The organism is Paenibacillus sp. FSL R10-2788, assembly GCF_038003885.1.
Classification (GTDB): domain Bacteria; phylum Bacillota; class Bacilli; order Paenibacillales; family Paenibacillaceae; genus Paenibacillus_AQ; species Paenibacillus_AQ odorifer.
In genome coordinates this window covers 5,508,714-5,521,243 of sequence record NZ_JBBOQA010000001.1, presented here as the reverse complement: position 1 = coordinate 5,521,243, position 12,530 = coordinate 5,508,714, and the positions used below count along the sequence as shown (strand labels likewise).

At 39.4% G+C, this 12,530-nt stretch carries 11 protein-coding genes; 9 read left to right on the top strand and 2 right to left on the bottom strand.

The window, feature by feature from the left end:
• Positions 1 to 58 precede the first annotated feature (58 nt).
• Entirely contained in the window at positions 59 to 412 is a 354-nt protein-coding gene (locus tag NSQ50_RS24590; RefSeq protein WP_051491512.1) for a BlaI/MecI/CopY family transcriptional regulator, read from the bottom strand.
• A 403-nt stretch (positions 413 to 815) separates the two neighbouring features.
• Between NSQ50_RS24590 and NSQ50_RS24585 the strand changes: the two genes are divergently transcribed.
• The 6 genes from NSQ50_RS24585 to NSQ50_RS24560 all read left to right on the top strand — a co-directional run bounded on the left by NSQ50_RS24585 (position 816) and on the right by NSQ50_RS24560 (position 6,910).
• Positions 816 to 1,751: a D-alanyl-D-alanine carboxypeptidase family protein gene (locus tag NSQ50_RS24585; protein ID WP_038574794.1), complete on the top strand. Its 936-nt coding sequence runs from the start codon at positions 816 to 818 to the stop codon at positions 1,749 to 1,751.
• 43 nt (positions 1,752 to 1,794) lie between these two features.
• Positions 1,795 to 2,463 carry a hypothetical protein gene (locus NSQ50_RS24580; protein ID WP_038573024.1) on the top strand — a complete coding sequence of 223 codons (669 nt, stop codon included), beginning with the start codon at positions 1,795 to 1,797 and terminating at the stop codon, positions 2,461 to 2,463.
• Positions 2,453 to 3,316 carry an ABC transporter ATP-binding protein gene (locus tag NSQ50_RS24575; RefSeq protein ID WP_038573023.1) on the top strand — a complete coding sequence of 288 codons (864 nt, stop codon included), beginning with the start codon at positions 2,453 to 2,455 and terminating at the stop codon, positions 3,314 to 3,316. The genes NSQ50_RS24580 and NSQ50_RS24575 overlap by 11 nt, the downstream gene beginning before the upstream one ends.
• Positions 3,309 to 4,517, top strand: coding sequence for a hypothetical protein (locus NSQ50_RS24570; RefSeq protein ID WP_076148063.1), 1,209 nt, complete (start codon positions 3,309 to 3,311; stop codon positions 4,515 to 4,517). Before NSQ50_RS24575 ends, NSQ50_RS24570 begins: the two co-directional genes overlap by 8 nt.
• An 81-nt stretch (positions 4,518 to 4,598) precedes the next feature.
• Positions 4,599 to 5,681 carry a hypothetical protein gene (locus NSQ50_RS24565; RefSeq protein ID WP_169744801.1) on the top strand — a complete coding sequence of 361 codons (1,083 nt, stop codon included), beginning with the start codon at positions 4,599 to 4,601 and terminating at the stop codon, positions 5,679 to 5,681.
• Positions 5,682 to 5,752: 71 nt separating this feature from the next.
• Positions 5,753 to 6,910 (top strand): hypothetical protein, encoded by a 1,158-nt coding sequence (locus NSQ50_RS24560; RefSeq protein ID WP_143767795.1) that lies wholly within the window; start codon positions 5,753 to 5,755, stop codon positions 6,908 to 6,910.
• Positions 6,911 to 7,080: 170 nt separating this feature from the next.
• Here NSQ50_RS24560 and NSQ50_RS24555 read toward each other — a convergent pair whose 3' ends face one another.
• Positions 7,081 to 7,581 (bottom strand): ParA family protein, encoded by a 501-nt coding sequence (locus NSQ50_RS24555; RefSeq protein ID WP_076225219.1) that lies wholly within the window; start codon positions 7,579 to 7,581, stop codon positions 7,081 to 7,083.
• 642 nt (positions 7,582 to 8,223) lie between these two features.
• Between NSQ50_RS24555 and NSQ50_RS24550 the strand changes: the two genes are divergently transcribed.
• Genes NSQ50_RS24550 through NSQ50_RS24540 form a run of 3 tightly spaced genes read left to right on the top strand, consistent with a single transcriptional unit; the run spans position 8,224 to position 12,258 of the window.
• The gene (locus NSQ50_RS24550) at positions 8,224 to 10,218 is read left to right on the top strand and encodes an AraC family transcriptional regulator (RefSeq protein ID WP_256717126.1); all 1,995 of its coding nucleotides are present in this window, start codon (positions 8,224 to 8,226) and stop codon (positions 10,216 to 10,218) included.
• Positions 10,205 to 11,254, top strand: coding sequence for a FecCD family ABC transporter permease (locus tag NSQ50_RS24545; RefSeq protein ID WP_081382417.1), 1,050 nt, complete (start codon positions 10,205 to 10,207; stop codon positions 11,252 to 11,254). The genes NSQ50_RS24550 and NSQ50_RS24545 overlap by 14 nt, the downstream gene beginning before the upstream one ends.
• Positions 11,251 to 12,258 (top strand): FecCD family ABC transporter permease, encoded by a 1,008-nt coding sequence (locus tag NSQ50_RS24540; RefSeq protein ID WP_076098983.1) that lies wholly within the window; start codon positions 11,251 to 11,253, stop codon positions 12,256 to 12,258. Before NSQ50_RS24545 ends, NSQ50_RS24540 begins: the two co-directional genes overlap by 4 nt.
• Positions 12,259 to 12,530 lie beyond the last annotated feature (272 nt).

Genomic DNA, 12,530 nt, shown 5'->3' with positions numbered 1-12,530 from the left:
CTCGTCCTATATGAATTTTATCTTTAACTACGGTGAGATTAAACTTGGATTTGCATAACTACTTCAATTCTTTTAAACAATCTAACTCATTATTTTCTTTAAAATGTTCTACAAAGTTCGATACTGAAAAATTCTTAGCATTTATTTTTAAAATTTGCAACTGATATGCAGCATATTGTTCTGCACTTATAACAGGCTTATAACTTCTTGTTAATACGGTGCCACTATATACAATGTCAGAAATTTCAATATATTCCTTTTTCAATAAATTCCGAACCGCTGCTTGAACGGTATTAATACCCAATCCGTCCCCTTTATCTGCGATGGCTGATGCGGTTAAATTTCCGCCATCTCGCCAAAAAACCAATAACACATCTTGTTCTTTTTGACTGATTCTAGGCAGTTTTTTCATTTCATTCACCTTTCATATAGTAGGTTGTGTTTATTATAATTGCTAAATTACAATATATCAATCTTAAAATAGTGACATCATATTTTTTTATTCTTAAAATTTACTGGTTTGTTATTAGAGCATATTAAGGGATATATGAGTGATTTACAAAGAAAGAATCAACGTTAGGCAATACCAACATTGCAGTAAAATATTTAGATGATATTTTTTTGATGTCACTATTTATTTGAAACATTATATATATAACGCTCGGTTGAAGTTCGTGTACGGCAGGATACTAATGAAGCAGAGAAGAATAGCAAAGCCAAACCATTTATTTAAGAAAAATTTAAGATCTACACACCTAGATTTTTAAGGTGTTGAATCTATACTTTGTACCAAGAAGAATAGGGAGAAAATGGAAATGGAGAAAGGTGAACGTAGCAAGCTAAAGAACAGGAAACCCAAGTTAGTAAGAATATCAGTATTCACAATTGTTCTTCTCGGAGTGCTAATAGGAACAGCAAGTAAACTGAATTTAGATTCACAAAAGGTCTTGCCATTCTTTGGACAGAACACTTATGCCAGTCCATATATTTATGTCTATGACAGAGAGTCTGATCAAGCCATTTACGAAGAAAGTGCGGGAGCCAAGGTTTATCCTGCTTCACTGACAAAAATTATGACCGCAATTGTCACCCTTGAGCATGTTGATGACTTATCTGTAATCGCGCCGGTAGACCGGAGAACGTTCGGCGAGCTTCTTGCAAGTAACTCTTCTATGGCCGGATTTTGCGAAGATGAGGAGGTTACCTACCAAGACTTGTTATATGGGACGCTTCTCACTTCTGGCGGTGAAGCGGCAAACACTTTAGCTGTCCATGTTGCGGGAAGTGTGGAAAATTTTGTTCTGATGATGAATGATAAAGCCGCTGAATTCAGCTTAAATGGTACACATTTCACTAGTCCTGAGGGCCTTCATGATGACAATCAGTATACAACCGCTTCAGACGTGGGAAAGCTTTTGGATTATGCATTAGCTAACGAGGATTTTAAAAAGATGTTTACTCAAGAGACATACCTGACGACATCAACAACAGACCATCCAGAAGGGATTCTGTTAGAATCGACGGTACTGAAGTACCTTAATGAAGATCAGCAAATCGGCTTCAAAATTATTGGAGGTAAATCGGGAACTACATCTGCTGCTGGACAATGTTGGGCAACACTTGGGTTAGTGAATAACCGTGAGTATATAGTCATCGTCATGGGGGCGCCATTAGAGGACATTAGTCATCCAGATCAGGCTCAGATTAGGGATACTTTAAATTTATACGGAAAATTAAGTCAGTTGAAATAAACGATAAAATGTAGAATTACATATTAAAAATGGAGGTGTCTTAGTGAAAAAAATCATAATGTTTGTATTAACTATAACCATTTTGATTGGAGGAAGCCTCTACTTCCAAAATCGAAGCAGCTACTCAGAATATGCAAGCATACAGGATGATAAAACCATCTCAGAGGATTTAATTATCTTAGATAATAATCCGAAGGATGTAAAGTCAGAGAATAAGAGTCCGGGCAATGAGGAAACTCCAAAGGATGCAACGCTAGATGATAAAAGGACTTTTGAGGATATTGCCTTGGACAAACGTCTTGATGAAGGGAGGAAAAAAAATGAAAGAACTTATCGGGAGCAAGGAAGAAAAGAGTCATCAATTAGGCCAACAATAGAAGTTCCATCTCTTTCTATCGAGGATATAACAGGCATCTACAAAACAGTTGATGCATACATGAGAGAAAATTCAGATCGGTTTCCCGAACCAGCGGACAATGGCACTAGGGGAAACACTGATGATCCAAGAATCCAAAATATTCTATACAAGGAAGAAAAAACAGGTATCATAGCAGGATTCGAAAATGAAAATCTGTTCGCATGGGAAGTGAAAAAGCTGGACGGAGAATATACCAACCTCCTGTTAGGTAGAAAGTCTACGGGAGAAGAATGGAAAGTTCTCTCGGAAGGAGACGTATATCAATTGAGAGAGGAAATTAGCGATGGAAATTAAAGCGGAGAATTTAACAAGAACATTTGGAATGAAACGGGCAATCAGTGAACTAAATTTTACATTGCCTGAAGGTGTGTATGGGCTTTTGGGTGATAATGGGGCAGGGAAAAGCACCTTGATGAGAATTCTTGTGGCAGTTGACCATCAAACTAGTGGTAAGGTTACCTTTAACGGCAAGGATATCTTCCATATGAACGACGACTACCGGAATCTTGTGGGATATATTCCCCAGGATTTCGAGGTTTATTCCGCGTTTACAGCAACAGAATATCTGGAATATATGGGAGCACTGAAGGGGTTGTCAAAAAAAGAACTGAAGCACAAAGTTCCAGAGGTATTACAGTTTGTCAACCTGGAGAATGTTGCTAATAAAAAGGTCAAAACCTTTTCCGGAGGGATGAAAAGGCGGGTGGGCATTGCCCAAGCCATTATTAACGATCCGAAGATATTAATTTTTGACGAGCCCACCGCTGGGCTTGACCCCCATGAGCGAATCCGTTTTTCAAACATCATAAGCGAAATGGGACAGGACAAGATCATCTTGTTTTCTACCCACATTATTTCGGATATCGAAGCAATTACCACCAATGTGATCATCCTAAATCAGGGGAAAATTAAAGAGCAAGGTAATGTGCAAAAGATGTTATCCGGGATTAAAGGAAAAGTATTTACTGAGGAGATGGACAGAGAGCGACTGGCCTCCTTTAAAAAGAAGCACCTGATCGTACGGATCCGGCAGGAAGAAAACGTTGTTAATGTCCGTTACTTGGGAGAAAAGGAATCAGGCGCAATCGTATGCGAGCCCACGCTGGAAGATTACTACATCTACTTAGGGAGTGGGAGCCATGCGTAATTTCATTCCATTAGAACTGAAAAAAATATTAAATAAAAATACAGTAATTATCAGCCTACTCTTTCTCACTATTATTCTGATCCCCTGGATTCAAACCGCCAAGAGTATAGATGTCTTGGATGATGAGGGAACCATACATAGCGGTCTTGGAGGCTGGAAAATTTTAAGGGAGCGCACGGTTGAGGGCACGATGACGACGGATTATTTATTACAAATGAAACAAAACTACGAAAACAGCGTGGACAAACCTTATATTGAAGGCGAAGTGGATACAGATCGCAAGTTGGGAAAAAGATTAACTTTTCCTCACGATGCGCTGAACTGGGAACTGAACTTTCCATATATAAAGTACCGTGTTCTCGATAACAGCTTAAATTTAACGGATGAGCAGCTCGCCAATTTTTATGTAGATTGGAAGGGCAGTTTTACCGAATATTTATCCACTGAACAAAATCTATTTCCTTATACAGAGAAACAAATCGAAATCATATCCCAGAAAATGCAAAAAGTACCCACCCCATTTTTATTCAAATACGATAGTGGCTGGGAGTACCTGAAAATAGGTTTATTAAATACGATCTACCTTTTCTTCATGTTCTTGGCCTTTATCCTATGCGAGGGATTCTCCAAAAACAGCAGCAAAGGAATTGACAAGGTGACCTTATCCACCAAGGAGAGCAGGAGGAGGCTGCTCAGCTACAAGCTTGGTGCCGCTTGTGTGTTTTCTACGATAGCCTATTTTGTGTATATTGCGATCATACTGCTGTTTATTACCGCAGTGTATACGCTGCACGGCTGGGACTCTTCGGTTCAAATCGGAACAATTACATTTTATTCTATGAATCAGCTTCAAGAGGGGTTACTCTATATTTCCATGGGATACTTTTCCACACTTGTCGTGACGCATCTTATCCTGTTTTTGTCAGTGGTTTTTAAAAGAGGGAAACTGGTATTAGCACTTTCACTGATTTATTTTTATCTCGTAAATACTTATCAGATGGGGAGGGGGGCGCTGATTGAAAAAGTGATGGTCTTCATGCCCCAGAACTTTATCAATAATCTTATAGGCATAGAGAAATTATATTTTGTGGGTAATACTGTATTTCCTTATGTTTTTGTCGCCCTGTTTCTGGGTACTGTGTACATTCTCTTATCTCGAATCGGTATCTCTATATGGATGAGAAGATATTATTTACAGTAGAGGAAGGTAGGTGAAATCATGAGCTATTTATCAAAAGTAAACAGAAGTAAAATCCTAAACATAAACATATTCGGTTTTTTGTTGGCATTGTTTCTGATACTTACCTTTTACAACTTAGACACCATCAAAACAGGTTATTTAAATCAGGCAAGATATGAGATAACAGATGGGACGGAATACCGGTATTTCTATCAACCGGAGGTATTGGATGAAGTTGAGATTAATAAAATTTTGGAAAAATACAGAGAACTTAGCCTACCAGAAGACAGGAATAAAGCGGATGTTGCAGATTTGCCAGCCTTGGATATGATTATCCAAGTGTATGGCTGGAACTGGACTGGAATACGGGATGTCTCAGCAGAACAATTTTATCAGGACAGGGCAGACATCATCAAAAGTGCACAGAAGGAAGCGGGGAGTTCTAGGGAAGGAATCAGCAACGGGAATTATGCAGCGGCTTCTCTCTCCGAACCTATCCGGATGGGTTATGCCGAGGGATGGAAGAACGTTAACTCAGGGATGAGCCAGTGTGTTTTTATTATCCTGGTTCTCATTTCCATTCTACTGGTCCCAATTTTTAATGAAGACGAGACCTTGGGCGTGGACGGACTGGTCAAATCCACGAGGTTTGGAAAACGTAAGCTGAGTAGGATACGGATTATCAACGCCTTCCAGCTCTCTTTATTGCTTTATCTGGCGGCGGTGGCGATTTACATTACGCCTATATTCTTTATGTACGGTTTACAAGGAGCGGATTTGCCTATACAAAGTAGTCCACAATTTTTTTTATCAATGGTTGCGGTGAATTATTTCGAGCAGTTTTTAATCAACCTGGTTATTGGATATGTGGCAATCTCACTGATGACAGGGATTACTTTATTTATCAGCGTATTAGTCACACAGATTTATACTGGCTACGCCCTGTTACTATTCACCATAGCCATATCTTACGCCATTCAGATGAGTGAGGTATTCTTTCTGAAACATTATGTGGGCAATTTTCTGCCCATGCAGATAGCCAAGTTCAACAGCTATTACACAAGTTTTGAACCCTATGGAGGTATTTCTAGAATTATTGCCGTTCCTTCCATTACTGTTGCAGTTTTATTTATACTCCTACTATTTTTGCCAAGATGCATTAATAAAATGAGGTTTACTTCTTAGATTGAGCATTACGCATAAAGTTAAAACACATCAAGGATAAAAAAATGAAGTGAAGTTCGGAAAGAAGGTAGATGATGTATTCATTTTTTATTTTATGCGAAGCTGGATCAGAAAAAGATGGTATTAGCAACAACGGTTTAGCTCACGTTCTAGAGCACTTTGTTATACTGGCGATGCTCAAAGATTTTTTCACAGAGAAAGAAAGTAATTTGAGAGGACAAACAAGTTACTGCTATTGCTTATATAGTTGGAGCAATGCGAAGTACCAAGTAGGTTTAAACCTTATCTTTGAATTTGAAAACTATATGAGGAGGATATTAAATAATAAAAATGAATATTATGACTTAATGTTAATGGCCATTAGAGAGGTCGAGGAAGAAATACTATCGAAACACAATGAGGTGGCAAAGATCAATGTAATGATTCATTATTTAAATAAAGATATTGTTTCTCGACCAATAGGCCTACTTGAGGACGTAAAAAGTTTGAACGTTGACCAATTATTTGAGACTTTAAGTAGTATTTATGTAGCAGGAAATTTAAGATATTTCATTTTTAATCATGAAAAGAATGAGTTTGTTATTTCTGACTTGCCTCAAAAAACAAAGCGAAAAGGTTGTGTGGAAAAGCAAGAATTCCATGACAAAGAACTGGAACGCATAGCATCTAATTTAAATATAGATGTACAAATATTTAAATTATTTTGTAATAGTGATAAAAAAGTTGCACTTTCTAGTACTTATTTTTCTAAGATTTTTAACAAAGAACAAACGATTCTTAATGAATTGTACTTGATAAGTATTTGCAAATTATTAGATAAAGCTTATGGTGTCAAAAATAACTGTAAATTTGAAATTATATTTTTTAGTAATGAGGACTCTACTAGAATTTACTATATATTTGAATTAACGAGCAGCAATGATATTTACGAGACTCCAAATAAGATAACCATAGATGTGGAACAGATAATAAATTTCATGCTTGAAAGTGTAAATTTCCACGAGTTAAAAGAGGAGTTAAGGATAAATGTATACAGTAATAGATTTAGTCCAATAAGTCGAAGTGAATGCGAAGCAGAGATATTGAATAAAGTTTACTTTAATAATTTTCAAGTAATAAAAGATTATGAAGATTTTGCTGATATTTTACGGAATGTTACGATTGATAAATTCAAAGGATTCTTGTATTTTGCGTTAGGGGAGATAGATGACTTAATTATTTTTGAATAACGTAAAAGACAGGCCGACAGTTTTCCTCGCTTTGGAGTCTAGAGTCCATTTTCATTGATCAAAATAAACTTGCCGGACGACTGACTTCTATGATACACCACACTTTCACTAGACGAATGGTTTCATTATATAAATTGGTACGGGTGTCGCACTTGGTCATCAAGTCGCCCTCAATGCGAATATGTGGATTGATTCGCTTCTTTACCTTCACAATGGTCTGAGCAGTTGAGTGCTACCAAAGCATTGATATTGAGTAAGCCAAGTGATGGAGTCGTGTCTATAATGATGTAGTCATAGTTGGCTTTCATCGGTTCCAGTAAAGGGGTCAATGTCTTTTCACCGCCATTTTCATCCCGTAGGTTAATTTCGGCAACAGACAGTTCAATGTTGCTAGGAATCAGGTCAATGTTACCTTGAGAATGAATGCACTCTTCGGGCGATGGAAGCGGTTCGTCCGTCATCATCGCGTTCTTGATGTTGAACATAGAGTAAGGGAGTTTATCAGGTTGTTCGATACCAAAGTACATCGTTAGATTCCCTTGAGGATCCAAATCAATCAGTAATATCTTTTTTCCTTCATTATATAAGGCGTAAGCCAGGTTAAAAGCGGTGGTGGTTTTACCTGTACTGCCTTTTTGATTAGCGATAGTGTTTACTGTTGTTTTTCTCATATCAATTCCCCTCCCTGAAGCCAAAGCTTCGATATTATCTGTCAATGATAGGGAGCGGGCTGATCTGTTATAGTTCTCTCCGAGTTCTCTCATTTGTGCAAAAGCGACTACTATTTGAGAAGATTCCCGGAAGCCTTGCGGCGTTTAAATCTAACAAAAGAACCCGCAAAAAAACTTGATCTTACAAGGATTTTCGCGGGCTTTAGATTCCTTTTCTTTGACTTAGTTTCTGCTATCTTCCCGATAGCATGAGCGACTCAAAATCGAGAGGGAAACCGTGGAGGTTCGAGTCCTCTCACCGGTACCAACTAAATCAACTCAAAGTTCATTAGATACTATATCTGATGAACTTTTTTGTTTGTTTTTTTACAATTCCGTTCATGCCTGTGCCGGAAAACTTTTGATACATCCTTCAGTTGTGAATAAGAAATTGTACTTAGTTGTACCGAGAATGATTAATGTAAGAGGATATGTGAATGAGATAGAGGCATTCCTGAGGAAGCTCCACTTCGAAGCTATAAGCAAGCATGATACTAAACAGCGATTGACAAAATAGAGGAACTACCTAATACTAATTGATAATCATTATCATTGTTGTGGAATATAATTAATTCAAATAGATTGTGGAGCAGATCGGAGTGTATGGCAAAGATGAAGCTGGAAGATCATATTTTCGCATGGAATTATGCTGCTGTTAAAGTACTTGATATTCGACATGCTGTGATGGAGCCTGGGGACAATCTGCAAGGCTATATATTACCAGCATGCGGATTTATCTACTGTGTGCGGGGTACGGCCAGCTTGAATCTCAACGGCATAGATTACGACGCAGACCGTCACTTTATTGTGCATGGTGGCAAGGGCATGAGACTAAGTATAGAGACAGGGAAGTTGTTTGAATACTATTTATTATTCTATAGAGCCTCCTTGCCAGGAAGAAAGGATTTAGCAAGACTTTTAGAACGCAGCAATCCATTTCGGATGCAGTATAGCTTCGAGTCTTTGGAGCCATTACCACTGCACTATCAACTAATGGCAATGGAACAACTTTGGGCACAAGGAAGCCAATTGGAAAGAATTCAAGTTAAAGGCTTGTTCTATCAGTTTATACATGAATTATTAAAGCAGTTCACAAAGGATGGAATTAACCTCAGGCAACCGGATGTCATTGGGCAGGTTGTCCGTTATATTGAGGAGCATTATCGTCATAATTTATCACTAGAATCTATAGCGGAGCAATTTAATTACAGCCCTCGTCATTTATCAACCCGCTTTAAAGGGGAGACGGGGTTTAGCTTGATTGAATATTTGATACGATTCCGGCTTAAACATGCAGAAGAGCTATTACGATGTACCGATGCTCCACTTCGCGATATTGCAGAAGAAGTTGGATATAGCGATGTATATTACTTCAGTCGTATGTTCAGTAAATACAATGGTCAATCTCCCATCCGGTTCCGCAAGGAAAGCAGGCAGGTGAGTTCATCGGACAATCGTCCATTTACCACCGCCAAATTCTCCATTGGCGAGCACATATCCTCCCGATATAATGTTATTGAGTATGATAATCATTATCATTACTATTACCAAAATGAAATAACCGGAGGGTCTTCACCTATAAGATTAACAAAGACGTCAAGTTTTATTGTAGCGATGCTGCTTAGCTTTACCTTGCTTTTAAGTGCATGTGGATCTGCAAGCGTTGGTTCTAATGCCACAAATTCTAATGGATCCAAAGCTTCTGAAGTTACATCATCACCAGCAAATAATTCAATTGCAGCTGACAATGTCAATAAGGAGGCTCAGACAAGAACTATCTCTACAATAAAGGGAGATATTGTTGTTCCAGCTAATCCAAAGAGGGTTGTCGTGTTATACCTTCAAGGGGATCTTGTGGCCCTCGGCATTAAGCCAGTAGGTACTTCGAGTGTTTTTGAAGGAGCGGCCTTTGCAGAAGAGCTGGGGGGGATTGAAGATCTAGGTTCATGGTATGAGCCTAATCCAGAGGCTATTATGGCAGTAAAGCCGGACTTGATCATAGCTGCTTCTGAAGAAACTTACGAAATCCTTAAGGATATTGCACCGACCGTTCCAATTCCCTATGAAAAAATGGCGACGGATGAACGTGTAATGAAGATTGGCGAGGTATTTGGCAAGGAGCAGGAGGCACAAGCTCTATTAGATAATTTCCACGAGAAGTTGGAGAAGAGCAAGCAGCAGCTTGATGAACTTGGAATTTTGGATAAGACAGTAACCATTATCGAAGGCGGAAAAAAAGAGATGGCGGTGATCGATAGCAAGCTTTATGGAAGGGGCTCTCAGATCATTTATGAATATTTAGGGCTAAAAGCACCAGAGATTCTTCAGAAAAAGATTGATGGCAGAGAGAAGGCTACTGGAGGGTTTGTTTCCTTAGAGGTGTTACCAGAGTATATAGGAGACTTCGTGTTCCGCTCTGTATGGGATGGTGCTGATGATTTGTCGGACAATCCAATTTGGAACAGCATTCCAGCAATTAAAGAAGGTAGATTGATCGAAATTGGGTTTGATTTTTCATATTATTCCGATATCTACTCTCTTGATAAGCAACTAGATTTTGTAGTAGAGAAGCTAGTGTCAGCGTATGAAAAAAAATAGAAGGCTAGATGATAGAACAACCGTTATCCCTGATTTAAGAGGGAAATCGTATTTCGGTCTGTTTCTACTCCTAGGGATACTGCTGCTGCTGCTTTCAGTAGCAGCTTCTATCTCATTTGGCTCTGCTTCCATGAGCCTGAAGATGGCATGGACAGCGATTTTTAATTTTGATCCTGAACTGACCGAGCATCAGATTATTCATGCCCTTCGTATTCCGCGTACAGCAGCTGATATTATTGCGGGGATGTGTCTCGCGGTAGCAGGAGCGGTTATGCAGGGCTATACGCGAAATCCCTTAGCAGATTCCGGATTAATGGGAGTGAATGCAGGAGCAGCTCTTGCAATGGCCGTTACACTGGTTTTTCTTCCAGGGCAACTGCAGACAACAACCCTGCTGGTTAGCTTTATTGGCGCAGGACTTGGAGCAGGATTAACGTATCTTGCCGCTTCATTGAATCGTTCAGGAATGACACCTCAACGACTGGTGCTAGCTGGAATATCAATTACAATGCTATTTGGAGCTGTGGGGTCATTTATCTCATTAAACTATGGAATTGGTCGTGCCCTTGCTTATTGGACTTCGGGTAGTGTGGCTGGAGCAACATGGGTGGAAATTAGGCTAGTTATACCTTGGTTCTTAGGTGGACTGGCTTTGTCACTATTCATTGCACGCTCTATCACTATTTTAAACTTGGGGGAAGAGATCGCGAAAGGCTTCGGGCAACGGATCGTTCTCGTTAAGATGATAGCTACGCTTGCGGTCCTTTTACTAGCGGGTGTAGCTGTTGCACTTGTAGGGCCAATCGGCTTTGTAGGGTTAATTATTCCGCATATTATGCGTTTTTTTGTAGGTGTAGATTATCGTTATATTATTCCGGCATCAGCCATTTACGGCGGCGCACTTATGGTTGTAGCGGATATCGCTGGAAGGCTGATTAATCGTCCGGCAGAGACAGCACTGGGCATTATTTTTGCAATGATTGGTGTTCCTTTCTTCTTGCTAATTGCGAGCAAAGAGAGGAGAGCCTTCAAATGAATGTTGTTAAATCGCATAAGGCTACAATATGGATTCTATCTCTTTTAATACTGCTTATTGCAGGAGCTATTCTTAGTCTTAATATGGGAAAGGTGTCCCTCAATCCACTTGAAGTATTTCAAGTATTGCTTGGACAAGGTCCAGAGGAGCATAATCTCGTTGTTTATAAGTTTCGTCTTCCTCGGATCGTATTAGCGATACTTGTTGGATTTGGGATGGCACTGGCAGGTGCAGTTATGCAGGCTTTGCTGCGCAATGATCTGGCTGATCCCGGCATGCTTGGTATTAGCTCAGGTTCAGGTCTTATGGTGTTGCTGATTATCTCAACGGTAAGCATTCAAGGCGCCGCTATAACATTATTACTGCCGTCTATGGCATTCTTAGGCGGTCTGCTGGCAGCAGCTCTGATCTATGTTCTAGCCTATAGAAAACGTCGTATGATTTCTTCTACACGACTTGTCTTGACTGGTGTTGCAATCAATATGGGGTTTAGTGCGCTGTCGCTATTCCTGACTTTAAAGCTTGATGACCAGAAGTATGAGTTTGCGCAGCGTTGGCAAGCAGGATATTTATGGGGGGACAAGTGGTCTTATATCAGCTTGTTGGCACCTTGGGTATTGCTGCTATTCGCATATATTCTTTCTAATTTCAGGACATTGAACGTCTTGGTGCTAGGCAACGAAATTTCGATAGGATTAGGAGTCGCTGTAAAGAAGAAATTTTTGCGCTTGGCAATTGCGGCTGTAGGCATAGCTTCTGGCTGTGTAGCGCTCGGGGGCTCGATCTTCTTTATTGGATTGATTAGTCCGCATGTGGCTCGCAAGCTGGTAGGTCACGACTACAAAGTTCTTCTACCTACTTCAGCGCTTATTGGTGCGCTATTGCTGCTTGTAGCGGATACGATTGCTCGAACGGTCAGCTTTAAGTCAGATATTCCCGCAGGAATTATTGTAACAATGCTGAGTGTGCCTTACTTCCTATATCTATTGATGCGTTCAAAATAAATATCGATAGGTTCCATTCCTCTCACCGGTATACTAAAAAGGTCTATAAAATTGCTTAATAAGCGATTTTATAGACCTTTTTCATTTTCAGAGCTTATTGAATTTCTAATAGGAGCATTAGGTTTTCCTCTACTACTACTTCTGAATTACCCTATTTCCAAAGTTCTAGTGTATACCGTTAGCTTCGCATTCGATGATTTAGCATTGATACTATAAAGTGCAAACCTTTTCCTACTTTTCAACGTCTCTAATTTATAGAAACAAAAGAAAAG

Excerpts from the sequence above, each read along its gene's own strand:
- NSQ50_RS24585 (WP_038574794.1), top strand. The coding sequence starts at position 816 with ATGGAGAAAGGTGAACGTAGCAAGCTAAAGAACAGGAAACCCAAGTTA.
- NSQ50_RS24550 (WP_256717126.1), top strand. The coding sequence starts at position 8,224 with ATGGCAAAGATGAAGCTGGAAGATCATATTTTCGCATGGAATTATGCT.
- NSQ50_RS24590 (WP_051491512.1), bottom strand. The coding sequence starts at position 412 with ATGAAAAAACTGCCTAGAATCAGTCAAAAAGAACAAGATGTGTTATTG.
- NSQ50_RS24575 (WP_038573023.1), top strand. The coding sequence starts at position 2,453 with ATGGAAATTAAAGCGGAGAATTTAACAAGAACATTTGGAATGAAACGG.
- NSQ50_RS24555 (WP_076225219.1), bottom strand. The coding sequence starts at position 7,581 with ATGAGAAAAACAACAGTAAACACTATCGCTAATCAAAAAGGCAGTACA.
- NSQ50_RS24545 (WP_081382417.1), top strand. The coding sequence starts at position 10,205 with ATGAAAAAAAATAGAAGGCTAGATGATAGAACAACCGTTATCCCTGAT.
- NSQ50_RS24560 (WP_143767795.1), top strand. The coding sequence starts at position 5,753 with ATGATGTATTCATTTTTTATTTTATGCGAAGCTGGATCAGAAAAAGAT.
- NSQ50_RS24570 (WP_076148063.1), top strand. The coding sequence starts at position 3,309 with ATGCGTAATTTCATTCCATTAGAACTGAAAAAAATATTAAATAAAAAT.
- NSQ50_RS24540 (WP_076098983.1), top strand. The coding sequence starts at position 11,251 with ATGAATGTTGTTAAATCGCATAAGGCTACAATATGGATTCTATCTCTT.